At 64.7% G+C, this 23,070-nt stretch carries 25 protein-coding genes; 18 read left to right on the top strand and 7 right to left on the bottom strand.

The features are described 5' to 3' along the window. Nucleotides 1-38 precede the first annotated feature (38 nt). From NA11_RS17735 to NA11_RS17775, 7 genes are all read left to right on the top strand, one after another. Nucleotides 39-482: a hypothetical protein gene (locus NA11_RS17735; RefSeq protein ID WP_141717668.1), complete on the top strand. Its 444-nt coding sequence runs from the start codon at nucleotides 39-41 to the stop codon at nucleotides 480-482. A gap of 65 nt (nucleotides 483-547) precedes the next feature. Further along, the gene (locus NA11_RS17740; RefSeq protein WP_069163027.1) at nucleotides 548-1,321 is read left to right on the top strand and encodes an N-acetylmuramoyl-L-alanine amidase; all 774 of its coding nucleotides are present in this window, start codon (nucleotides 548-550) and stop codon (nucleotides 1,319-1,321) included. Beyond that, nucleotides 1,321-1,530, top strand: a complete 210-nt coding sequence (locus NA11_RS17745; protein WP_069163028.1) for a hypothetical protein — start codon at nucleotides 1,321-1,323, stop codon at nucleotides 1,528-1,530. Before NA11_RS17740 ends, NA11_RS17745 begins: the two co-directional genes overlap by 1 nt. Nucleotides 1,531-1,545: 15 nt before the next feature. Continuing rightward, nucleotides 1,546-1,830, top strand: a complete 285-nt coding sequence (locus tag NA11_RS17750) for a hypothetical protein (protein WP_141717669.1) — start codon at nucleotides 1,546-1,548, stop codon at nucleotides 1,828-1,830. Between the two features lie 148 nt (nucleotides 1,831-1,978). Further along, entirely contained in the window at nucleotides 1,979-2,578 is a 600-nt protein-coding gene (locus NA11_RS17755) for a hypothetical protein (RefSeq protein ID WP_141717670.1), read from the top strand. Between the two features lie 312 nt (nucleotides 2,579-2,890). Further along, nucleotides 2,891-5,839 carry an NHL repeat-containing protein gene (locus NA11_RS44835; protein ID WP_141717671.1) on the top strand — a complete coding sequence of 983 codons (2,949 nt, stop codon included), beginning with the start codon at nucleotides 2,891-2,893 and terminating at the stop codon, nucleotides 5,837-5,839. A gap of 32 nt (nucleotides 5,840-5,871) precedes the next feature. Next, the gene (locus tag NA11_RS17775) at nucleotides 5,872-6,183 is read left to right on the top strand and encodes a hypothetical protein (protein WP_141717672.1); all 312 of its coding nucleotides are present in this window, start codon (nucleotides 5,872-5,874) and stop codon (nucleotides 6,181-6,183) included. A gap of 20 nt (nucleotides 6,184-6,203) precedes the next feature. Here NA11_RS17775 and NA11_RS17780 read toward each other — a convergent pair whose 3' ends face one another. Further along, on the bottom strand, nucleotides 6,204-6,905 hold the full coding sequence (locus NA11_RS17780) for an SMI1/KNR4 family protein (protein WP_069163035.1): 702 nt from the start codon (nucleotides 6,903-6,905) through the stop codon (nucleotides 6,204-6,206). Nucleotides 6,906-7,148: 243 nt separating this feature from the next. Between NA11_RS17780 and NA11_RS45675 the strand changes: the two genes are divergently transcribed. Both NA11_RS45675 and NA11_RS17785 read left to right on the top strand, forming a co-directional pair. After that, complete coding sequence (locus NA11_RS45675) at nucleotides 7,149-7,304, top strand: hypothetical protein (protein WP_167837666.1); 156 nt, start codon at nucleotides 7,149-7,151, stop codon at nucleotides 7,302-7,304. A 306-nt stretch (nucleotides 7,305-7,610) separates the two neighbouring features. Beyond that, on the top strand, nucleotides 7,611-8,744 hold the full coding sequence (locus tag NA11_RS17785; protein ID WP_167837667.1) for a GGDEF domain-containing protein: 1,134 nt from the start codon (nucleotides 7,611-7,613) through the stop codon (nucleotides 8,742-8,744). A 50-nt stretch (nucleotides 8,745-8,794) separates the two neighbouring features. Here the strand turns inward: NA11_RS17785 and NA11_RS17790 are convergent, their stop codons facing one another. Then, nucleotides 8,795-10,630, bottom strand: a complete 1,836-nt coding sequence (locus tag NA11_RS17790; RefSeq protein WP_069163037.1) for an acyl-CoA dehydrogenase — start codon at nucleotides 10,628-10,630, stop codon at nucleotides 8,795-8,797. 229 nt (nucleotides 10,631-10,859) lie between these two features. Between NA11_RS17790 and NA11_RS17795 the strand changes: the two genes are divergently transcribed. Both NA11_RS17795 and NA11_RS17800 read left to right on the top strand, forming a co-directional pair. Further along, complete coding sequence (locus NA11_RS17795; RefSeq protein WP_069163038.1) at nucleotides 10,860-11,456, top strand: alpha/beta hydrolase family protein; 597 nt, start codon at nucleotides 10,860-10,862, stop codon at nucleotides 11,454-11,456. Nucleotides 11,457-11,614: 158 nt separating this feature from the next. Next, the gene (locus NA11_RS17800) at nucleotides 11,615-13,069 is read left to right on the top strand and encodes an alpha/beta hydrolase family protein (RefSeq protein ID WP_084654721.1); all 1,455 of its coding nucleotides are present in this window, start codon (nucleotides 11,615-11,617) and stop codon (nucleotides 13,067-13,069) included. A 2-nt stretch (nucleotides 13,070-13,071) separates the two neighbouring features. On the opposite strand, the gene NA11_RS17805 is transcribed toward NA11_RS17800, so the two are convergent. From NA11_RS17805 to NA11_RS17820, 4 genes are all read right to left on the bottom strand, one after another. Beyond that, nucleotides 13,072-13,761 (bottom strand): class I SAM-dependent methyltransferase, encoded by a 690-nt coding sequence (locus tag NA11_RS17805; RefSeq protein ID WP_069163039.1) that lies wholly within the window; start codon nucleotides 13,759-13,761, stop codon nucleotides 13,072-13,074. Between the two features lie 31 nt (nucleotides 13,762-13,792). Continuing rightward, on the bottom strand, nucleotides 13,793-14,998 hold the full coding sequence (locus NA11_RS17810) for an erythromycin esterase family protein (protein ID WP_069163040.1): 1,206 nt from the start codon (nucleotides 14,996-14,998) through the stop codon (nucleotides 13,793-13,795). Nucleotides 14,999-15,100: 102 nt separating this feature from the next. Next, nucleotides 15,101-16,210: a glycoside hydrolase family 183 protein gene (locus tag NA11_RS17815; protein ID WP_069163041.1), complete on the bottom strand. Its 1,110-nt coding sequence runs from the start codon at nucleotides 16,208-16,210 to the stop codon at nucleotides 15,101-15,103. A 177-nt stretch (nucleotides 16,211-16,387) separates the two neighbouring features. Then, on the bottom strand, nucleotides 16,388-17,134 hold the full coding sequence (locus tag NA11_RS17820) for a crotonase/enoyl-CoA hydratase family protein (protein ID WP_369691136.1): 747 nt from the start codon (nucleotides 17,132-17,134) through the stop codon (nucleotides 16,388-16,390). 135 nt (nucleotides 17,135-17,269) lie between these two features. Here NA11_RS17820 and NA11_RS17825 point away from each other — a divergent pair, with 135 nt between their 5' ends. Genes NA11_RS17825 through NA11_RS17835 form a run of 3 tightly spaced genes read left to right on the top strand, consistent with a single transcriptional unit; the run spans nucleotide 17,270 to nucleotide 20,213 of the window. Beyond that, a complete protein-coding gene (locus NA11_RS17825; RefSeq protein ID WP_069163043.1) occupies nucleotides 17,270-18,802 on the top strand; it encodes a TLP1 C-terminal extension domain-containing protein in 1,533 nt (510 codons plus the stop codon). Continuing rightward, nucleotides 18,799-19,563: a crotonase/enoyl-CoA hydratase family protein gene (locus NA11_RS17830; protein ID WP_069163044.1), complete on the top strand. Its 765-nt coding sequence runs from the start codon at nucleotides 18,799-18,801 to the stop codon at nucleotides 19,561-19,563. Before NA11_RS17825 ends, NA11_RS17830 begins: the two co-directional genes overlap by 4 nt. Nucleotides 19,564-19,613: 50 nt before the next feature. Beyond that, the gene (locus NA11_RS17835; protein WP_069163077.1) at nucleotides 19,614-20,213 is read left to right on the top strand and encodes a TetR/AcrR family transcriptional regulator; all 600 of its coding nucleotides are present in this window, start codon (nucleotides 19,614-19,616) and stop codon (nucleotides 20,211-20,213) included. Nucleotides 20,214-20,254: 41 nt separating this feature from the next. Here NA11_RS17835 and NA11_RS17840 read toward each other — a convergent pair whose 3' ends face one another. Continuing rightward, the gene (locus NA11_RS17840) at nucleotides 20,255-21,046 is read right to left on the bottom strand and encodes an alpha/beta fold hydrolase (RefSeq protein WP_069163045.1); all 792 of its coding nucleotides are present in this window, start codon (nucleotides 21,044-21,046) and stop codon (nucleotides 20,255-20,257) included. A 191-nt stretch (nucleotides 21,047-21,237) separates the two neighbouring features. Between NA11_RS17840 and NA11_RS17845 the strand changes: the two genes are divergently transcribed. The 4 genes from NA11_RS17845 (at nucleotide 21,238) to NA11_RS46145 (ending at nucleotide 23,037) form a co-directional block, all read left to right on the top strand. Continuing rightward, a complete protein-coding gene (locus NA11_RS17845) occupies nucleotides 21,238-21,462 on the top strand; it encodes a hypothetical protein (RefSeq protein WP_069163046.1) in 225 nt (74 codons plus the stop codon). Continuing rightward, complete coding sequence (locus NA11_RS17850; RefSeq protein WP_069163047.1) at nucleotides 21,449-21,745, top strand: hypothetical protein; 297 nt, start codon at nucleotides 21,449-21,451, stop codon at nucleotides 21,743-21,745. Before NA11_RS17845 ends, NA11_RS17850 begins: the two co-directional genes overlap by 14 nt. A gap of 103 nt (nucleotides 21,746-21,848) precedes the next feature. Beyond that, entirely contained in the window at nucleotides 21,849-22,184 is a 336-nt protein-coding gene (locus tag NA11_RS17855; RefSeq protein ID WP_069163078.1) for a hypothetical protein, read from the top strand. 100 nt (nucleotides 22,185-22,284) lie between these two features. Next, entirely contained in the window at nucleotides 22,285-23,037 is a 753-nt protein-coding gene (locus NA11_RS46145; protein WP_174567693.1) for a hypothetical protein, read from the top strand. Nucleotides 23,038-23,070: the final 33 nt, after the last annotated feature.

Genomic DNA, 23,070 nt, shown 5'->3' on the forward strand with positions numbered 1-23,070 from the left:
ACTACAACCTGGCGTGAGCTGGGATGAATAGAGGAACCATGGCCTTCGTCATTGTCGGCGCATCAGCACCCGCAGCGGCCGTCTCCATGGGTATGAACAAGAACGGTGTGCAAGCAGTTCCGCCGAATCCGGACATCAAATTGGTCAATTGGGCGGCGCGGCCCGGGTATTCCGGAACGGTGATCGAGAATCACGAACTCGTTGCCAGCGGGCCGGGCACGGCCACCGTGCGTTGCGGCGTCGAGTTGTCGGGGAATATGAGTGCGGGCCAGTCACTGTCGGTCATGTTGATGGTCAATAATGCGACGGTCCAAACAGGCACCATCGGGTCGTTCGACAATTCAGTCGAACTCGACGCCAAAGTCGTCACACTCGCCGCGGGGGACAAGATCTCGGTGCACGTCGGCAACGGAGGCAGCTTCAACGGCCCCAATGTGATCGGCGGCGCGACCACATATGTCTATTTCGACGTCACCCCCTGACGCGAGTCGCACACCCCTCGAAAGCTCGTATCAGTGCTGACTTTTCAGCGAAAGGCAGGACAACCATGTCGTGGACCGGTGATCCGGTGTGGCTCGCGGATGTGCTCCGCGCGGAAGGTTTGCGGGTCGTCGAGTTCCCCGGCTGGCGCGAGCGTGGTCACGGCGATTTCGGGGAGATCTGGGGCATCGTCGCCCACCACACCGGTGGGTCCGCGACGCCGCCTACCGAAATAGCTTATGGGCTACCGACTTTGGATGGTCCGCTCTCGCAGTTGCATTTGGCGAAGGACGGGACCGTCACCGTCGTCGCCGTTGGCGTCGCCTGGCACGCGGGCGCCGGCTCCTGGCCCGGTCTGCCCGAGGACAACGCGAATTACCACACGATCGGCATCGAAGCCGTCAACAACGGCACCGAGGGTTGGTCGGACGCACAGTACGACGCCTACGTGGGGATTTGTGCGGCGATCCTGCGCAAACTCGGCCACGGCGCCGATCGGGTGATCGGCCACAAGGAATGGGCCGGGCCCAAACAAGGCAAGTGGGATCCCGGCGCCATGGACATGGACCGCTTCCGCTCTGATATCGCGGATCGATTGAAAGGCAGTGCACTGATGGCACTTTCAGATATGGAGCAGCGTGAGCTGCTGGACAAGTTGCGCAGGGTGCACTTCGAGTTGACCTACGGCTTCCAGTCCAGGGTCGCCGACTCCGAATACCGCGACACCGTCGCCGGCTACGTGCTCAATTCCGATGCCGCCGACTACCGCAACGAACAGCGCCTGAAGGCGCTCGAACTCAAGCTGGACCGTCTGCTGGCGGCGACCGAGAGGAAGATCTGATGTCCATCAAGAGGATTCCCGAGCCCGCACTGATCCGGTCGGTGCTCGTCGCCGTCACCGGTGTCATCGCGTTTATCGTCGGCCACCAGATCGACACCTCGTGGATCGAGGCGGTGCTCACGGTCTACGGCCTGCTCACGCCCGTGATCGCGGGGATCGTGATCCGACCGGCGGTCACGCCTGTCGAGCTGCCGGAAGGCAGGCTATGAATGAGTCAGCAGTGGATGAATCCCGAACTCGTACAGGCCTGCGGCATGGCCGTCGCCACCGTGATCGGTGCGATCACCGCCTGGCAGGCGCGTGAGGTCAGCAAGCTTCGCACCCGCGTCGAAGTGCTGGAAACCCAAGCGGCAGATGACAAGAAGCGGTTCCGCGATGCGATCCGCCTGATCCGTGCCCTCCAGCACCACATCGACGAACTCCGCAGCTTCCTGCGGTTGCACGTCCCAGGACAGGAGCCCCCGTCCGCTCGATACCGGATCCCGCCTTCCCTCCAGGAAGAGCTCTGACGAACGGAATCCATATATCGCCGCGTTCAAGAGGCAGACCGGCCGCGATGGAACGTTCACCGCAGTCTGGTTGGACACCGATCTCTGACCCAATCGACGAAATATCAAGCGGCCCATAAAAATACGGGCCCATTCGAAAAGAGCTCCCATGGAACAATCTGTGACTCTGCGCGGCCACGCGTGGGTAACTGAACTCGCTATCCCAGGCTTTGTTCGTATCGATGAAATGCGCCAGGTCGGTGATGACGGCCAGGTCGACATCTACGTCATCTACGACGACACCAAGCTGCACGAAGTGCATAACGTGTTGATTACCAACAACGGCCGCGCACCGATGCAGCCCCAGAGCGGTGCGAAGCCGTTGGGCAAGTTCTACTTCACTAGCAAAGCCCCCTACTCGGATGGCAGTTGGATCTTCTCCTACTACTTCTCTTCCGTCGCTGAGGCGCTGGCACCCGGATCACCAAACGCGCTGAAGACGATGGTCATGTACGGCACTCCGGGCGGCATGGGCATGCAGTTCTATGTTCCTGGATTCGTCCGCGTCGACAAGATGCGCCAGGTCGAAACCGGCGATCAGGTCGAGCTCTATGTCGTCTACGACCGGACCAAGCTCACCGAAATCCATCGTATGAAGCTGCATTGGGGCGACCAGAACCCGAATGTCCAGCCAGGCAAGCTGAAGCTGGAGATCGTGTACCGCCAGGGCATGTGGAGCTATGCCGTCCTCGAGGACACAGTGCTCTGACCAGCGACCCGAACCTGAAATAACAAGCGGCCCGGAGAATTCCGGGCCGCTTTGTCGTCTTGCCGCCATGTTCCCGTGTCGAACCCGCGGCACCTTCTGCTTCTCGAATTCTGATTGCAATCGAGGTCTGTTATGGCGAGTAGTTCGGCGTGGCCGACGCAAACCGAAGTGGCGCCATGGGCGTCGGCGCGTGCCGCACACCTGGCCTCGTTGTCGACAGGTGGTGCCGCGGTTGATGATTCGGCCTCATCCCGTGCTGGTGGTGGCCGCGTATACAACTTCCATGGGATGACCCCGGCCTCGTCAGCCCGGATGGTGGCTCGTTCCTTTGTCCGGCAGGAGCTGACGGAGTCAGCGGCCGGATTGACGTCGGCTGAGAAGACTTCCCATGTCTCCGCGGTGGCCGACACCGGTGGTGTTCCGAATGACGAGCGGCCGGTGCCCGACGTGGTGCTGCCATCGACGGCACTCGTCGCGGACCCCGACTCGGGCTCGATACTCGGCCCTGACGGGTATCCGATACCGCAGCCGGGACATGTCCCGAATCCGGGGCAGCGCACTGGGCCAACACAACCAGCTCAACCGAATCCGCCACCAGCCCAGCCGAATCCGCAACCCGGCCAAAACCAGCAGCCGGGTGTCAACCCGAATCCAGCAGTACCCGGCCCTGCGGGCAATGGAGGCCAGGCACCGCCCAATGTGCCGAACCCGCCGAACGCGTCAGCCCCGCCTGCTGACAACGCGCCGGCTCCGCAGCCGGCCGCCGAAGCGCCGCAGCCACCCGTCAGACCCGCTGACGAGCACATCTTCGGATTGCCGGACACGACAGGACACAAAGAAGGCGACACGTGGGAAGAAGTGTTGCCGGGCGGGATCCGCCGGACAAACACGATCCCGTACGGCAACGGCACCGCGACCGTCGATCAGGTCATCTACAACGCGGATGGAACCACGACCTGGAGCCGCGTGGTGGCGAACAACGAGGGCGGGTATCAGCGCTGGAACAACGACTCCACCGGCAACGCCTCTTACTACAACAGTGGCGGTCTTGGCGAGTGGGGGGAGGGCCAGAGTTTCCGTCCTGGATCGTCTACGTCAGGCGCGCCCGATAGTGGATTTGCCGCTTCACCGGATTGGTCGGCAACAGGCACGACGGCGCGCGACACCGAAGGCAATCCGATCGGCGTGGATATAGGTGTCCGCAACAAGGACGGGTTGTACGACAACACCTATCGAGATCTGCACGGAAATGAGACCTATACCAGAACCAAGCGGAACGCCGACGGCACCTTTGGCAGCGAACTGGCCGGTCACGTCGACAGCACTGGCCATGGCTGGCGAATGGATGAACAGAATCGCCGTTGGGATGTTTTTGTCGATGACAACGGAAATGGCGCTCGGCGGCGATTCGATCCCGCGACCGGGGAGTGGAGCTTCGTCTATAAGGAGGGGGAAAACACCAAGAGTGAGACGAAGGACGCATCCGGTCATCTTGTAAAAGAAGCTGTTGTCGGCCCCAATGGTGAATTGCTGTCTTCCTGGCTCCGTGAAGGCGATCTGATAATCCAGGGAGCACTTCGCGGGGACGGTAAATTCGACTACCGGTTCACTGAGCTCGACGAGAAGCGTCGCGGAACAATCGAATATCTGAACGATGGCCGTTTCAAGATGATCTATGACAACGGTGACGTAAAGACATTCGATAAAGACGGAAAAGAGATCAGGCAGCCGTGGAACCCGTCGAAACTCAAGGAGGGCGGCGCTCCGTTCGCATTGGCGATCGTCAAGGCCGCGGGGGGCGCGATCGTCGGGCTCGGCGGCATTAGTGGGGTCAACGACGTCATCAACGCGGGCGGAATAGTCCTGGGTCGGCAATCCAATCTCCTGCCCTCGAAACAAGAAACACTTGACAGTTTCGAACAGTCCGTCAACAGCTTTGAGGATGCGGTGCGCGCATATGTGACCGTATCGACAAAGGAATTCGCCATGTACGGCGCAGGCCGTCAGGGTCTGGGAGACACGCTCGGCAACATCGGACCCAGCTTTTTGAATGTCCTCAACGAAGAGTCCAAGCTAATCATAGGCACCGACTGGAAGGAATTCCCGTACGACCCGTGGGGAACCCTCGGCACTGCCACCTTCGGCGTCGGCAGCTTCGTTGTGCCGGTGAAAATGCCCGGTGTACCAAAACGGGTCCCACTCGGCGTAGTCGACGCGTCCGGACAGGTCGGCAAAACGGCTGCCGCGGCCCTGCGCGGCCCGGACATTCCGGGCAATATCGGCCATGGCTCTGTCGATTTTCCCATACCTGGCAAGCTGCCCGCAGCTCCTGCTCGTATGCCGAGCTGGTTATCGAATGCGGCGACGAAAAGTATCAATGCATGGGACCGGCTGCCTCAGCAGATGGGCAATTGGTGGGCGCGAGTCGATACGAAAATCACGGAAAAAATCCAAACAACGTTCGGCGCCGGGCACCTGGGTGTTGATTTGGCGGTTGCTGGCCACGCTGTGCCGAATTTGCTCGGCCGTGAGGCTTCTGCGTTGGGCAAGATATTCGCCGACATGGGCACGGCGGCCAAAGGCCTCGCAGAAATACTCGCTGACCTGCAGGGCAGGGCAATCAATATTGGGCGGAATTTCGCGCAGGCAAGTCGTGGTGGTGGCGGCGGTGCAACCAGGCCTCCAGTTATAACCACCGTACGCCCCAAAACTAGAGGCACTATTGTTAACGTCGACACCCTACTTCCGGACGGCACGTTGCTTAAAGCCGGTGAGCATAAAATCTTCGTCAACGGTGATGTCACGTACTATCTCGATAAGAACGGTGATCCCAGAGCCGCTGTAGGAAAGCTCGATCCGCCGAACCCGTACAAGAAGCGTGGCGTGGGTTCTGTAAAGCAGATCGGATTTATCGATGGCATTGACAACCGCGGCCATATGCTGCCCGAGGCGGGATTCAAGGACTACAAAGATGTTAATGTCCAGGAAAATCTCTATGCGCAGCAGGAGAACTCCAACCTGTCGCCTAAGAAGATATGGGAGAACGCTCTCGTCGCTTATGCGAAGAAGCATCCCGGAGTGAGGGCGCAGGCGACGATCATGGCGCGTGACGCCACGGGGCGGCCGACATGGTCGAGATACTCGGCGTATGATGCACAAGGGAGGGAGATTCCCGGATTCAGAGTGGAGATTGACAACCCTAAAATTAAAGGGCCACATTCCACAACGATTCCACCCAACCCGGCCTATCCGACGCCGTAACACCGCCCACCGCAGGAAATGGAGAGAGCTACATGCCCGAGCTGTCTATGGAAGATCAGCATAGACTCGATATCGCAATCGGGAATAGGGTCCTTCGGGAAATGTATGAAGAGGACAATTCGGCTGAGCTCACGATCGAGCTCGATGATGAAGGCATTCATATCACGCTGATCTCCGATACTCAGCCCGTTATTGTGCCGGAAGACGAGCTTTATCAGATCGTCGGCGAATTGGTGGATTCACATCAGCATGCGCAAACGAAGTTGATCAAAGTTGTTTATCGGTATCAGAAGGAGCCGAGCGGGCAGTGGGATATGAATGCGAGTTTTTCCTACGGAACCTGAACTGCGGCAGCTGCAACGTCTCAACTGTTATCTTCGTTGGCCTCGAATCGGGCATATAGGGCGTTGAAGAAGTGTTCGTCGGGGTCGCCGAACCAAGGGCCACCTTCGATTATCTTGTCATCCTCGTACTCCTCGTCATGGAGCTTCGAAGCTTGCCAGGCGCCCGACCTAACCTCCTCGAGGAGGATCTGTAGCAGGCTGGTGAAATCTGGTGCGCAGAGAAAGTGTCGCTCCTCGTCCCGGCCGAAATTGATAATCTGTCCGGTCTTGCCACCGGGGGCCGGGTCGAGGTCAATGCCAATGTAGTCGTGGCGCGTGGGATCGGACCAGAGCGGTATCCAGCCCGGAGACGTGTACAACGGCCTGATCAGTCCTTCGGCGCCAGGCCACACTCCACCCATTTTCTGGAGTTCCTCGATGTCGGGGCCACGTCGTGTTTCCGCCCAAATTTCCCAACGTTCCTGGATTGCTCCTGTGGACAGAAGGTTCAATGTCGGAATGCACGGTACTCCGTGCTCTCCTCCGGAGGGTGTGAGCGATACCTTTTGGCCGTTGTGAACGCCGAGGACGGCCTTCACCGTGGACGGAAGCTCGTATCCGACTGCTTCCTCCAGCGCTGCCAGCTCCGATGCGGTGGCAGGTGGCGCCAGATTGTCGTACGCCAGCGGCACGTTCACACGAAGCCAGGAAATGTAGTCGTCGAAGATCTCGAGGGCGAGCACATCCAGAACTTAGCAGTATCGAGGCGCGACGGCAGGTACACCTGCGGCAGCTTGCAAGGCTCTCGTGGTGTGAGCTCTACACCCGCGTCGGGGTGCCGGAAACCCAAGCGGCAGATGACAAGTAGCGATGGCGACACCACGTGCGCCATCGTCGGTAGCATCCTCGCTGCCTGAGCATTTCGGGTTGCCCGCCGAATGGCTTGAACGCTATGGGTGGCTGCCGGTCTTCACGATGTGTCGAAGATGTTGATGCTCAGTGACCAGGGCTGCGCCTATCAGATGATTGATGGGGCCGATCTCGATCAGGATGATCCGCTGGCTCCAGCAAGGCGTTGTCGACATCACCGAAGCGGCTTGTTGGCCAGCCGGTCGATGCTGACCCTGCAGCCGGCCGAGTAGCAAAAATCCAAGGTTTGCTGGAGGTCGGCGGCGAAGAGTTTCTGGCACGGAAGAGTGACCCGGAGGAATCCGGGCCGTTCGCGGATATCACTCCAAGGGCCGAACGGCAGCCGCGTTATGCCTGATCAGGCGGCTTTATGCCGCTCACCATACCTGTGCCGACGAACACACCAACCCAACTCAGCGAACAGTCGTACACTGAGAAAGTTAGCTGGTGAGATTCCAACGGCGAAATCTCGCGTTCTGCGTGTGCGAAGCAATGGTCCCTCTCGACGAGGCGGTGGCCCTGTGGACAATGGTCGCGCGATGCTCGAGGCTTGGTGGCGAGATCCCGCCGACTACGCCTGGCTGTCGCGTGCCCTCAACTCCCACGTCGCGATGCGGTGGACGAAGGCGGTTATCGGGGCGGGCGGGGTTTTCCTGGCGAGCATCACGCTTATGGTGTTGTCGTCCGATACTGGCCCGATCAGTCCGCTCGGTCGATTCCTCGACTGGATCATCACCGGGTTCGCGTTGTTCTGGGCTGTGCGCTGGTGGACGCTTCCGTGGCCGACGCGGACCGAATCACTGCTTTTGTTCGCCGCCGCGGATGTCGCGATCACGGTGGCCAACCTGCAGGAGTCGAACCGCGTCTACGGCGCGATCGGCGTCATTCTGCTGGTCGTCACCGGCGGCTACATCGCGGTCATGCACAACGCCAAAGTTCTTGCCCTACATGCAAGTTGGACAGTGTTGTCGAGCGTCGCGCTGACGGCGCGCATGGTGGTGGCCGGCGGTGACCTGTTCCTCGGCATCGCGATCGTGTTGATCTCGCTGGTCGCGGGCGTGGTGATGCTGCCGTCGATGCAGTTCTTCTACTGGGTGCTGCGCCAGGACGCGGTCACGGATCCGCTGACGAAGCTGTTGAACCGGCGCGGTCTGGAACTGCACCTGATGAAGGTGGTCGAGACGGGCTGGCACGGCCCGGTCTGTGCGATCGCGGTCGATCTCGATCGATTCAAGGACGTCAACGACGGTTTCGGTCACCGAGTGGGTGACGAGGTCCTGACCAGGACGGCACGCCGCTTACGCTCGGTCGAGGCGTCCGGGATGGTGGTGTCGCGGACGGGTGGCGAGGAGTTCCTGATCTTCGGGCGTCTTGACGCCCAGACGGCGCGCACTGCGGCGGAGTTGATTCGTCGAGCGGTTGCCGAGCCGGAGGGTCCGGTCGCGGTGACCGCGAGCATCGGGGTCGCGTTGTTCGACGGCCGCTGTGACTCGCCGACGCCGTACTCGCTGATCAGCTGCGCCGACACGGCGATGTATCGCGCTAAACAGCTCGGCGGCAATTTGGTTGTCGTCCAACAACTGTCGGCTCGAACCCCACCTGTCGTCGAACCTCGAACACCACCCGTCGAACCGCGAACGCACCATGAAGGACAGCGCTCGCACATCCCATGACGACGAAAACGGCCCGGAGCAATCCGGGCCGTTTTCGTCGTTTCAGTGGATCAGAACGCCGCTTCGTCCAGCTCCATGATGTCGTTGTCCAGGTTGGCCAGCACCGCGCGCACCGCAGTGAGCTCGGGAAGGATGTTGCGCGCGAAGAACTGCGCGACAGCGACCTTGCCCTGGTAGAACGACTCGTCGGCGCCGGTGGCCCCGTTGTCGAGCGCCTTGATGGCGACCTCGGCCTGACGCAGCAGCTGCCAGCCGATGAGCAGGTCGCCGACCGCGAGCAGGAAGCGCACGGAACCGAGGCCGACCTTGTACAGCTCGGCCGGGTTCTCCTGCGCGCCCATCAGGTGGCCGGTGAGCGAGGCCGCCATGGCCTGCACGTCCTCGAGCGCGGTGGCGAGCAGCTTGCGCTCGCCCTTCAGGCGGCCGTTGCCCGCCTCCGACTCGATGAACTTCTGGACCTGGCCTGCCACGTGCGCCAGTGCGACGCCGCGGTCACGGGCGATCTTGCGGAAGAAGAAGTCCTGCGCCTGGATCGCGGTGGTGCCCTCGTACAGCGAGTCGATCTTCGCGTCCCGGATGTACTGCTCGATCGGGTAGTCCTGCAGGAAGCCGGAGCCACCGAGGGTCTGCAGCGATTCGGTCAGGTACTGGTAGGCCCGCTCGGAACCGACACCCTTGACGATCGGCAGCAGCAGATCGTTGACGCGGAACGCGACATCGGCGTCCGCACCCGAAACCTGCTGGGCGATATCGGCATTCTGGTGTGCGGCGGTGTAGAGGTACACCGCGCGCAGGCCCTCGGCGTATGCCTTCTGGGTGGCCAGCGAGCGCCGCACGTCGGGGTGGTGGGTGATGGTCACGCGGGGCGCGGCCTTGTCGGTCATCTTGGTCAGGTCGGCGCCCTGCACCCGGTTCTTGGCGTAGTCGAGTGCGTTCAGGTAGCCGGTCGACAGGGTGGCGATGGCCTTGGTGCCCACCATCATTCGCGCGTTCTCGATGACGTCGAACATCTGCGCGATGCCGTTGTGCACCTCGCCGACGAGCCAGCCCTTGGCCGGAATGCCGTTGCCGCCGAAGGTGACCTCACAGGTGGCCGAGACCTTCAGGCCCATCTTGTGTTCGACGCCGGTGACGAAAACGCCGTTGCGGTCGCCGAGTTCGCCGGTCTCGTGGTCGAAGTGGAACTTCGGCACGAAGAACAGCGACAGGCCCTTGGTGCCAGGTCCTGCGCCTTCGGGGCGCGCCAGCACCAGGTGGACGGTGTTCTCGAACAGGTCGTCGGCGTCACCGGAGGTGATGAAGCGCTTGACGCCCTCGATGTGCCAGGTGCCGTCTTCCTGCTTGATGGCCTTGGTGCGGCCTGCGCCGACGTCGGAACCGGCATCGGGCTCGGTGAGCACCATGGTGGCGCCCCAGTCGCGCTCGACGCCGATCTTGGCCCACTTCTTCTGCTCTTCGGTGCCGTTGTTGTAGAAGATGGCGTTGAAGCCGGGGCCCGCTGCGTACATGTAGGCGGCAGGCGCCGCACCGAGGATCATCTCGCTGATGGCCCAGTGCACGGTCTTCGGCACGGCGAGTCCGCCGAGCTCCTCGGGCAGGGCGAGCTTCTCCCAGCCGCCTTCCTGCAGTGCGCGGAAGGACTTCTTGAACGACTCGGGGATGGCGACGGTGTGGGTTTCCGGATCGAAGACCGGCGGGTTGCGGTCGGCGTCGGCGAAGGATTCGGCGAGCGGGCCTTCGGACAGGCGACGCACCTCGCTGAGCATCTCCTTGACGGTGTCCGTGTCGAGGTCGCCGTAGGCGCCGCTGTCGAGGATGGAACCGAGACCCAAGACCTCGAAGAGGTTGAACTCCAGGTCGCGGACGTTGCTCTTGTAGTGACCCATGTCGGTACTCACTCTCCGTTGAGTTGGTGCGGTCGGTTGGTTAGCCGTTCCCGCCCGTTTGTTCGCTCCACCGGGTAGCCGGTTTTCCGCATGCTACTCGCGGGTAACTTAGCTCCCATATTACCGACCAGTAATGGGCTCGCAAAGGCTCGAGCGAGCAATGTGACGCGAAAAACAGCGACACGCGGTGCGCGCCGGAGTACACACGCCGACCCGGTTACCGTGAACTGTGCGCATCGAGACGAGTGCCGGACCGGCTGAGATCGAGCTCGACCAGCCGCGTAAGCCCACCTTCCTGCTGCTTCTCACGCATGGCTCCGGCGGCGGAGTCGACGCCAAGGACATCCTGACCGTGCGTGATGCGGCCGTTCAACTGGGTGGCGCGGTGGCACGGGTGGTGCAGCCCTATCGGGTCGCTGGTCGGCGTGCGCCGGGGTCCGCGGTGAAGCAGGACGAGGCGTGGCTGGAGATCGTCGCCGCGTTGCGCGCGCGGAAAAAGAAGATCCCGCTGATCCAGGGCGGACGGAGCAACGGGGCTCGCGTGGCCTGCCGGACGGCGATCGAGGTCGGCGCGCGCGGGGTGATCGCGCTGTCGTTTCCGCTGCACCCGCCGGGGAAGCCGGAGAACTCGCGCCGCGCGGAGTTGCTCGCACCCGGCGATATCGAGGTGGTCGTCATCAACGGCGGCAGCGACCCGTTCGGCATCCCGGATCCGGCGGATGCCGCGGAGGTCAGGGTGATCGCGGGGCAGCCGCATTCCTTCCGCACCGGATTCGATGTCATCGCCGAGACCGTCACGCCGTGGTTGCAGCGGTGGAGTGCCTGATCAGACTGCGTCGGTCCTCGGCAGGAGGTCGGTGTAGTACCGCAGCCGACCCACTGCCGCATCCCTCGTCGGCGGGATGACTGAAAGTGCTTGTCGGACTGGGGGTCTAGCTCTGCGGCCCGATGTAGTAAGACGGCTCGGTCGCTACCGTTCCACCCATGCAGATCGGCCTTTTCGCCTGGTTGAAGCACTATTCGTCAACACTACGCACGCCAGCGCTCGTCCTGGTCGGGGTGCTCGCGTGCCTCGGTATCGCCGCACCCGCCGCGTCCGCCGAGCAGGACATCGTGCAGCAGGAAGTCACGTTCGAAAGTCACGGCGTGACGCTGCACGGCACCGTCTTCGCCCCTCGCGCCGACACCGCCGTACCGAAGCGTCCTGGCATCGTCCTTGTCCACGGCGCGGGGCCGGGCCCGCGCGCCAAATACGTCCCCGAGGCCGAGGTGTTCGCCCGCGCGGGCATCGTCACGCTGGCCTTCGACAAACGCACCGACGGCTACTCCCTCATGCACCGCGACTTCGACTTGCTGGCCGATGACGTGCTTGCGGGCGTCGCGACATTGCGCAACCGCGCCGATGTCGAGCCGACGCAGGTCGGTCTGTGGGCATTGAGCGAAGGCGGCTGGGTAGCGCCACTTGCCGCCGCGGCAGCACCCGACCTCGCATTCCTGGTGACGATCGGCGCCTCCGGCTTCGAACCGCTGCGCACCCAGACCTGGAACCTGGGCAATCAGCTACGCCACCAAGGGATTTCCGAGCCGCTCCGGGATGTGATCGCTGGACCGGGCGCCCAGCACATGGCCGACACCGGACTCTTCCCGGAAGCGTGGCACGACCCGGTGCCGGCGTTGGAGCGCCTACGCCTGCCGGTGCTGGCGCTGTGGGGTGAGCACGACACGCTGTGCCCGCCCGCGGAGAGCGCCGCGGTGTTCAAGCAGGCGCTGGCGCGCGCGGGCAATCAGCACGTCACGGTCCGATTCGTGCCGGAGGCAGGCCATACCGGGCACGCGACCACCGATGGCTTCGACAAGGTCGGCGGCCTGATCTTCAACGGCAAGCCGCTCGGCGCGCTCGGGCCGGTCTACACCGAAACGATGACGTCGTGGATCCAGTCTGTCGTCGCGGGTCGCGCGCCGGCGTCGAGCATCGAAGCTGTTCCGTCGCAAGCTGATACGAGCCGCGCCCCGTCCAGCGGAGCTTGGTACGAGGCGGCCGCCGTGCGATACGCCGCCCTGGCGTTGTTGCTGATCGGATTCGCCGGGTACCCGTTGTCGGCGTGGGTCGGGCGCACCGGCCGCAACCCCGTGCGATGGCCTGCCCGAGGGCTGGCCGCAGCCGGGCTGGTGGCCGTCGTCGGGACCCTGTCCTATCTCCTGTCGATCTTCGCAACCAGCGGCGAAGGCGCCACCGCCCTGGTGGCAGGCCGCACCCTGCCATGGCTGGTGCTGCAGATCAGTGCCGTCGGGGTGCTCCTTGCCACTGCAGCGACCGCGATCAGTTGGTGGCGCGCCCGCGATCAGGTGGTCGGGGCGCTCCGCGTCCGGCTCTGCGTGCTGGTGCTCGCCGGTGTGGTGTTCATCCCGTGGGCACTGGAATGGCAGCTACTGCGGTGACCTCATGCACCGGACTCCAACTCGGCCGGTCCTGTCACCGGACGGGTGGCGATGACCAGGGCATCGATCGCATCGCGACTCTCGGTGGGTCGATAGACGCGGTCCGCGAGCCGGATACGAATGGGGCTGTCGCCCAGGTCGGCCGCGATGTCGTCCGGAGTGAACAAGATCGAAGGGTCCTGCGGCCCGCCGTAGCCCTCGGTGAGGTTGAGGGTGTCGTGGCCGAGCACGAGCAGAGTGCCGTCCGGAGCAAGCAGTTCCGCGGCGGCGCGGAGCACGATGCGCCGCTCGTCCTTCGGCAGATGCAGGAAGACCATCAGGATCAGCTCGAACGGACCGGTGATCTCGGCGGCGTCGAGGTCGGTGACGTCGGCGCACTGCCAGGTGATGCGACTGCGGACCGAGCGGGACAGCCGGGTGGCGACGGTGCGTCCCTTGTCGACGCCGACCTGGGAGTAGTCGACGGCGTGCACCTGCCAGCCGTGGGTGGCCAGCCACAACGCGTTGCGACCTTCGCCGCAGGCCAGGTCGAGGGCGCGTGGCAACTCGGGGGCAGGACCGTCGGCCGTGTCGGGCTGGAGCGGCGTGCGGCGCTCCAGCCCGTAGACGTGCTCCACCACGGTGTTGTTCGGTGGTGCGCCCCAGACCAATTCAGTTTGCGCGTAGCGCTCGTCCCAATCGGTCGCATCCATGTCCGCGAGTCTATTGATCGTGGACCGGGGCTTACACCGCGACGGGCTCCGGCAACCAGTGCACCGGTGTGACTTCGCGAATGTGCACCAGGACGTCGAAGGCGCCGGCCAGCGAGTCGAACGCGAGATACGCGCCTGCATCCTCGGCCGGGTCGTACATGCCGCTGATAATGCGCGCCTTGGCCGGAGCATCGAGCCATGCGCGCACCGCTTCGGGCGCGTCGGCGTGCAGGTCTACGTAGTAGACGGGCAGGTCGATCTCGCCGAGGAGCGCATCGATCAGCTCCGGCCGCGGGGCGGGCGCGACGGCGACGCCGAGGTCGCCGTGGTGGAAACCGATGGCAACCGACGCGTATCCGGTGCCGAACGCGTCACGCAGGTAGGAACCGATGCCACGGAATGCGGCTGTCCCCAACCCCGCTCCGAGGTTCATGGTGAGGGCAATGCCGTCCCAGTACACGACCTTAGCGCCGGTGCTGTGCTGCCAGTCGACGACTCGCTGGCCCGCGGCGCTCGAGTCGCGGCCGAATCCGCCCTTTCCGGCGACGCTGTTGGCGTGGAAGTCGACGATCAGCTGCGCGTGCGCCAGCACCTCGGCGTATCCCGTTGTCTTCGGCAGGGTTTCGACCAATGCCAGGGCAGCGCGGGCATCCTCGACGAAGGGGCGGCCTGGATGGATGCCTCGATGCCGCTGAATGTGCTCGTCGACCCGGTGTGCGGTGCGGATCGGCGCGAGGTGAGTGTCGATGGCGGACAACCGATCCGGCGCCACGCGGCGGACGTAGTCGAGAACGGCATCGTAGTCCGAGGCTTCGGCGCGCGGCGGCTCGACGCCGAGGATGCGGATCGGGTCGTCCGGGTGCGCCTGGTTGAACGCGCGGATCCAGTGCAGTGCCGCAACGGTTTCCGTGGTTCGCCACGGCGCCCACGAGCCGGCCAGCACCGATTCGGGATCGCCGATCCCGGCGCGCACGTAGTCGTCCCAGCGTGCGCCGGACCGGGCGCTGTCTTGGATGGCCAACCCGCGGAAGCCATGTCGTTCGACCAGTGCGCGGAACACCCGCTCCTGGATTCCGGACAACTGTTGGGAGAAGCGCGTCGACTCGCCGAGCCCGACCACCGTCGCGGACCCGAGCCGGTCGAGCAGTGGATCGAGATCGGCGCCGGTGGCGTTCGGATCGGTGTCGAGCACTGTCTGGGCGTTGGCACTGAGCCATTCGCGCACTGTGGTTTTCATGGTTCCTCCTGAAAGACGATCCGACGCAGCCCAGCCTCGTACATGAACTAATGTTGAGGTCAAGGGCTGGGCCGGATCGTGGAGAACCCGTCGCGGAAACCTTTACAGCGTTGTGCGCATGAGCAGCACGTTGTACTGACTGTGCACGGTCGTCAGGTAGTACAGATCACGCCCGGTCTGGTACGGGAAGATCGACGGCGCATACGCGCTCGGCAGCTCCCTGGTATCGATCAACACCTCGGGATCACTCCACGGTCCCGTCGGCGCGGGCGCTCGGCGCATGACGACCGAGTTGAACGGGTCGGTGGTGAGCGAGATGTATTGCCCCAGATACGCGTTGTACATCACCGAGAGTTCACCGACGCCCCACATGATCGGCGCCGCGGCGTCGACATCTCCGCGCCGCCACCGCTCGCCGTCCCAGTACTCGTAGGCGCCGAGGTCGGTGATCTCCGCCTCGGGCACCCGCGCGACGAACGCTTGGTTGTTGCGTCCCGGCGGTGTGCCGTACTCGTAGACGAAGCCGCCGTCCTTGAGGAATGCGTTCATCTGAAAGTTGCTGTTGCCGCCCTCATCCGGCCGCCTGGTAGCGGGCAGTTCGCCCCAGGTTTCGCCGTTGTCGCCGGAGGCGGCGAGCCCGGAATAGTTCGTGCTCCACTGGCCGACCTCGTCCCAGCTGCGCACCGACATCAAGCTCATGAATTGCACGCCACCGACCGAAATGCCTGCTGTCGGAATGCGACTGATCTCGAGGAAGGGAATCTTCGGGCTCGGTATCAAATCGCGGGCCTGACCGAATACATCCCGGACCACGCTGTCGAAATAAATCCCATTTGCCGGGTTCTGGGTGTGGCTGCGCGTCAGAATATTGGAGCGCCACGCCCAAAAGCTGCCTGCGAGCAGATTGGGGAAGCCGAGGCCGGCAGTGTCGCCGAAGGCGGTGAGTAGCTCGCCGTTCCCGTTGTCCCACATGATCCCGAGGTCGGTGCCGAGCACGTTGTAGGCCTGGGTGTTGTTCGGGCTTGCCATGCCGGTCATCTGGAACACGGCCTTGCTGCGGCCAGGCAGATTGGGCAGGCCGTTGCTGCCGTTGAGCACCGGAATCGGATTGATCGTGTTCGGGTTCGCGGTGGCCGGGGCGGCAGTGACGGTGAGAAGCAAGGCCGAAGCACCCGCCAACGCTGAAAGCACGATGGATGCTGTTCTGGTCAAGTCTGTGAGCCCTCCGGATTCTCGCCGAGAGCGATGCGAAACACAGACTTCCCGCGATACACAGACCACTCGCGGCGTGCAGCGCACCACAATTCGACTGGCTGGCAAATCCCTCAAATATTAGCAGTGAATTAGCCAAAATGTGGTGCCTGGCCCGGGCGTCAGGCCGTTGTCGCGTTAGCTTTTCGAGGACTTCCCCTGTGTTGCCAGCCGAATGATCAGCGGTAGCTGGGTCGCGCGTTCCAATGCGAACGTGCGGCGTGTCGAGGCGTGCCATGCCTTGTCGAAGAGTCGTTTGGCGCCTGCGACGGCATGCGGGGAGCGGGTCGCGATCCGCTCGGCGAGCTTCTCCGCGGCGGCGACCGGATCCGCGGTGACCTCGGTGACCAGGCCGATGCGCTCGGCGTAGGCGGCGTCGACGGTGTCCGCGGTCATGGTCAGCAGCAGCGCCTTGTCGACGCCGATCAGCCGGGACAGCGTGGCCGCGCCGGTCATGTCCGGCACGAGTCCGTGCTTGCCCTCCATCACCGAGAACTCCGAGTCCGGGGTGGCGAAGCGGACGTCGGCGGCCAGTGCGAGTTGCAGCCCGCCGCCGTAGCAGCGGCCGTGCACCGCGGCGATCACCGGAACCCGCAGCCTGCGCCATGACCAGCAGGCTTCCTGGAAGGTGTTGGTGCCACGCCATGGCAGCGGCACGAAGCTGCGCACGATGGACAGCGGATCGCCGGTGGCCTTGGCGATGTCGAGTCCGCTGCTGAAGCTGGGGCCGTTGCCGGACAGGATGACCGCGCGCACGTCGTCGCGGCCCGCGATGGTGTCGGCGGTGCGGATCAGGTCGCGGAGCATGTCGATGGTGAGGCCGTTGTGCTTGTCCGGCCGGTCGAGTGTGACGTAGGCGCGGTCGCCGTCGAACCGCAGCGCGATGTTGGTGCCCATTCTCGGATCTTACCCGTGAGTCAGTTCAGGTCCAGTGGGTCATTGCCCGGTGGAACGGGGTCTGTTCTAATCGAACTCAAGTTACCGTCAATGCTGACGGTAACCGCGAGGAGCGGAGGAACAATGCTGCCAGCGGGAATGGACCCCCGAACGCCGGTGCTCGTCGGCGCCGGGCAGGTCGTGCACCGAAACGACGAGCCTGGACTGCCGGGACCGGTTGAACTCGCCGCCGAATCCTTGCGCCGTGCGGGCGCCGACAGCGGCACCGCCGATCGGCTGCTGCGCTCGGCCGACCTGATCGCGGCCGCGGCGCCGGTCAGCAGGCCGTACGCGGATCTCGGCGCGCTCGTCGCCGCCGAACTCGGCGCGACACCGAAGCGGACGATGCAGTCCGTGCGCTTCGGCGGCGACGCACCGCAGCGCCTGCTCAACACGGTCGCGCAGGCCATCGCCGACGGGCAGGCGGACATCGCGCTGATCACCGGCGCCGAGGCGGTGGCCGCATGGAACGCCGCGACCCGCACCGGTGCCGCGCTCGACTGGCCGGAGCAGCCGGACGACCTGGCGCCGAGCGAGCTCGTCGGCTCGGATCGAGCGCCCAACTCCGACATGGAAACCGACGCCGGGATGTGGGGCCCGGTGTACTTCTATGCCCTGATGGAAACCGCGCTGCGCGGTCGGCTCGGACTGAGCGAAGCCGAGCATCGGGCGCGGATCGGCGGCCTGTGGTCGCGGCTGTCCGATATCGCGGCGCGCAATCCCTATGCGTGGCAACCGGAGTCGCACGCCGTCGCCGACCTGGTGACGCCGTCGTCGACGAATCGGCTGGTGTCTACGCCGTATCCGAAGCTGCTCATCGCGAACCTGTCGGTGAATCAGGGTGCCGGGCTGATCGTCTGCAGCGCGGCCGCGGCCGACGCCGCTGGGGTGCCTCGAGACCGGTGGGTGTTCCCGCACGGTGGGGCGACCGCGACCGACGAGTGGATCGTCACCGAACGTGCGGACATGTCCGTCTCGCCCGCCATCGCCGCAGCCGGGCAGGCCGCGCTCGGCGCCGCTGGCATCGGCATCGATGAGGTCGCGCACATCGACCTGTACTCGTGCTTTCCGGTTGCGGTGCAGGTCGCTGCCGAGGCGCTCGGCCTGCCGATCGACGATCCGGCGCGGCCGTTGTCGGTGACCGGCGGGCTCACGTTCGCGGGCGGGCCGGGCAACAACTACACCACTCATTCGATCGCGACGCTGGTCGGCTTGTTGCGCGAAGACCCCGAAGCCTACGGTCTGGCGACCGCGCTCGGCTGGTACATCACCAAGCATGGCGTCGGCGTGTACTCGGCGAAACCGCCTGCGCGGCTGTTTCATTCGATCGAGGCGGAAGTGCCTGCGGCGCGCCGCGCAGCTGCGCCCGGTTACACCGGGCCGGTAAATGTCGAGTCCTACACCGTCGTCTACCGCAAGGGCCCTGCGCCGGAGCACGCCGACGAGGCGGAAGCTGTTGTGGTCAGTGCTCTTACCCCCACCGGCGCCCGCATACTGGTTCGGGCGTCGGATGCTGAGACTGTTGCCGCGTTTGTCGACGGTGACCCGCTCGGCGCTGCGGCTGAGATCGCCGCGGCCGAAAAGCTCACTCTGCTGACTGAGAGGACCGTCAAATGACTGAAGTGATCTTGGTGGAACGGCGTGACGCCATCACCGTGCTGACCGTCAACCGGCCCGAGGCCCGCAACGCCATCAATCTGGCGACCGCACAGGCCATCGAGGCCGCCGTCGACGAGTTCGAAGCCGACGACACCGCCAGGGTGCTCGTGCTCACCGGCGCGGGCGGAACCTTCAGCGCCGGTATGGATCTAGTCGCCGCGTCGAAGGGCGAGATGCCGATGACGCAGCGCCGTGGTCCGCTGGGCATCGCGGCGAAACCTCCGGTGAAGCCGATGATTTCGGCGGTCGAGGGTTTCGCGCTCGCGGGTGGTTTCGAGCTGGCGCTCTCCGGTGACCTCATTGTCGCGGCGAGCAATGCCCAGTTCGGCATCCCGGAAGTCAAGCGCGGACTGGTCGCGGCAGGTGGCGGCGTGCTGCGCCTCACCCAGCGGTTGCCGCGCAGCATGGCCGCCGAGCTCGCGCTGACCGGCGGGCGGGTCAGCGCCGAGCGGCTCTATCAGCTCGGCCTGGTCAATCGAGTGACCGAGCCCGGTGGCGCATTGGCCGCCGCGCTGGAGCTGGCCGCCGAAATTGCCGCTGCCGCACCGCTTGCCGTCGCCGCGAGCAAGCGGATCATCGACGAGTCGCCGGACTGGACCGTTGCGGAGGGGTTCGCCAAGCAGGGTGAAATCGCCTTGCCCGCACTGTTTTCCAAAGATGCCGCCGAGGGTGCGCTTGCCTTCGCGCAGAAGCGCGAACCCCAGTGGCAGGGGCGCTGACCTCCGTGGGAGTACGCGTCCGGGAGACGCAGGCGCAGCGCAGGGCGCGCATGCGCACGCGCCTCCTGGACGCGGCGCTGGAGAGCCTGGTCGAAGACGGCTACGCAGGCACAACCACGCTCGCGGTGCAGAAGCGGGCCGGGGTGCCGCGCGGCACGCTGCAGCATCACTTCCCGACCAAGGCCGAGCTGCTGGCCGGTGCGGTCGAACACCTCGCCACGCGCCGATATGACCAGCTGGCAAAGGAATTCGAGGACATTCCCGCGACGGCGGATCGGCTCGAGGTCGCCGTCGAGTTGACTATGCGGATGCTCAGCGGGCCGTCGTTCCTTGCCGCGCTGGAGATTTGGGTTGGTGCGCGCACCGACCCGGAACTGCTTGCCGCGTTCCTGCCGCTGGAGCGTCGGCTGTTCGAGCTGATGCACAGCAGTATCCGGGACAGTTTCCGCGCGGAGTTCCCCGACGACCCGCGGGTGCCGACGATCACCGAGTTCACCATCGAGATCATGACCGGTCTCGCGATGCGGGTGTTGCTGACCGGTGAGGTGGATCGGAACCTGGTCATCAAGCAGCGCTGGCGGAACGCGGTGCGCATTCTGCTGGGGACGGCGCATCCGGACACGTTGACCGAGCCGCGCCGGGTTCGATAGGCAGGCTGGTGCGCCCGACTGTGTGGAAAGGTGTTGTGGCGCTACTGGATCCCGGTGCCCGCGGTGTCGAACACCGCCCGCGCGCACGCCTCGGGGTCGTCGTAGAACGGCGTGTGGCCGCTGCCGTGCAACGTGACGTGCCTGGCATTCGGCAAATCCGTTCGGGCGCGGCGACTTTGCGTGAGATAGGTCAGCAGGATGTCGCGATTGCCCCAGGCGATGGTGACGGGGATGTCGGCCAGACTGCCGTTCTCGTCCAGCTTGGCGTCGGCGAACGACGCGAGGGCGGACTCGAAGCCGGGCGCGTCTGCTGCGCCGTTCGCGGTGGCGACCGCGACCTGTGCGTTCACCGCCCACGCTTTGCCGAAGACCAGACTGAGGAATGCGGTGCGGCCCACTGCGGTGCCGAGGATCGTCGGCAGCGCGGGCTGCAATCGGCGCGCGAGCATGCGTGACTTGCCGAGCGACTGCTGACACCAGATCCGACCGCTGGTGTCCCAGAACGCGATCGGCGAGAACGCGGTGACCGACCTGGCGAGCCCGCGCGCGCCGAGGTTCAGCGTGATGAGCCCACCCATCGAATTGCCTGCCAGGTGTGGCCGTTCGAGCCCTTGCTCCACAAGGAAGTCCGCGAGCGCGTCGGTGAGGTTGTCGACGGTGGTTTCCGCCAGTGGCGCCGAATTGCCGAAGCCGGGCAGATCGACCGCGATCACCTCGAAGGATTCGGCGAGCGCGCCGATGACCGGCTCCCACACCTGCCATCGACTGCCGATCCCATGCACCAGAACCAGCGGTTCGCCCTTGCCGACTCGGTGATGGTTCAAAGTCGTCATCTCGGTATCTGTCCCGCCTCTCCGCGTATTCAGGCCAGACTCAGGTGCGTCAACAGGGGCGTTGGCGACCGGCGGGATGTCTCTAGGAAAGTTGGCCCGTACCCGGCGAGTTACCCATGTGCTCGACAAATCAGCCGTCCCGTCACAGGCGATTGTGGCAGACGGGCCGCATCATCGGTACGGTAATTGGTATGGCAACGCGTAAGGTCACCCTTTCGCTGGACGAGGCCGCCTGGTCCTACGCCGAGCAGGCCGCGGCCCGCGCGGGCATGTCGCCGTCGGCGTGGATATCGAAGGCCGCTCGGCGCGAAGCCGTGCGCATGGGCTGCAACCCCGCGACGGACGTGACGGCAGAGGCCGCCGCCGATGCGGCCGAGCTGGCCGCCGCCGAGGAGGCGATGCGTGCGGCGGGGTGAACTGTGGATCTACAACCCGCATGGTTCGCCGCGTCGTCGCACTGTCGTGCTCATCAGCAGTGACGGCATCAACGAGTCGCCGAGACCGTGGCTGATCGCCGCCGAGGTGGTCGAGGATGATCCCCAGGACATTCTCGCGGTGCCGGTAGACAGCTACGGCTGGGTGCACGCGGGCAACATCGGGCGGATCTTCCGCGGCTGGCTCGCCGAACGCATCGACGAGATGGAAATCGACACCATGGAGCGTCTCGACACCGCACTGCGCGCCGCGATGGACCTGTAAACGCCTCGGCTCCGCAACCCGTTGGCCACGAAGATCGCAGGTCGATCGCCTACCATCAGGGCCGACATTCGGAACGGTGTCCAGTCGACGGAAGAGGATGCAGGTGCGGATCTCCCTGATCGCCGCGGCGCTCATCGCGCTGCCGGTGCTCGCGGCATGCGGCGACGACACACCGGCGGCGGCGCCGACGGTGACGCAGGCAGACCTGGCCAAGTCGTTGCAGGACAAGGGTTTCAAGGGCAAGGAACGCGCCGAGTGCGCGGCGAAACTGTTCTTCGACCAAGGCATTTCGCAGGATGCGCTGCGCCTGATGGTCAGCAACGAGTACGACACCAAGGCCGCCGACGAGCAAACCCTAGGCATGAGCAAGGACGACGCGGAGAAGGCGCGCACCGCCAGCACCCGCATCGCCTCCGAATGCATGAGCTTGCCCGGCTGATTGCGGCGTGACCGTCGCGCAATGGCCAGCGCCGCAGCGGGTGGTCGCCGTATTCTGACGGGACGTCGACGTGCGGATCGGCGGGGAGGAGCCGGTTGCCATGGCGCCGCAATATCCGGAACCAGCCCAATACGCTGGCTCGCCGTATTCAGCAGGTCAGCAGGCGCCGCAACGGATCACACCCTCCGGCTGGTGGTTCGTCGTCGGTGCGCTACTCATCGTTGGCGGTCTGGTCGGCGGCATTGTGCTGGGGGTACTCGGGTTCGTCGGCATGTCCGGGAAGGTCGATGATCTCCAGCGCGTGCCGGTGCCCGGCTCCGGTGCTGTGCAGCTGACGGAAACCGGCGGGTACACGGTGAATTTCGAGTACCCCGGCGCCTCGGAACACGGGTTCCCCGGCCGGATCACCACGAGCATCACCGATCCGAGTGGCGCGGCAGTTCCGCTACAGGACTACAGCGCCAACGTGACCTACACGTTCGGCAAACACGAAGGCCGGGCAGCCTTCTCGTTCACGGCGAACACACCGGGCACCTACCGCGTCACCACCACCGGCGGACCTGCCACCGCCGCTATCGGCCGCGGCTTCGGCACCTCCCTGGCCGGCTCGCTGGTCGGGGCATTCGCCCTCGGCTTCGGTGGGCTGGTCCTCGGCGTGATCGCGCTGATCGTCGTCGGGGTCAAGCGTGGTCGAAGCAAGCGCCGATCGACCGCACCCGCAGGCTGGACCGGCGGCTATCCGCAGGGACCTCAGCAGTACGGCCCGCCGCAGTCCGGTCAACCCCAGTCGGGTCCGCAGCAATACGGTCCGCCGCAGTACGGCCCACCCCAGTCGGGTCCACGCGAGTACTGACTGGCACCACCACCTCCGCACCCGGCGGTCGAA

Origin of the sequence: Nocardia altamirensis NBRC 108246, from assembly GCF_001612685.1 — a bacterium.
Lineage (GTDB): Bacteria > Actinomycetota > Actinomycetes > Mycobacteriales > Mycobacteriaceae > Nocardia > Nocardia altamirensis.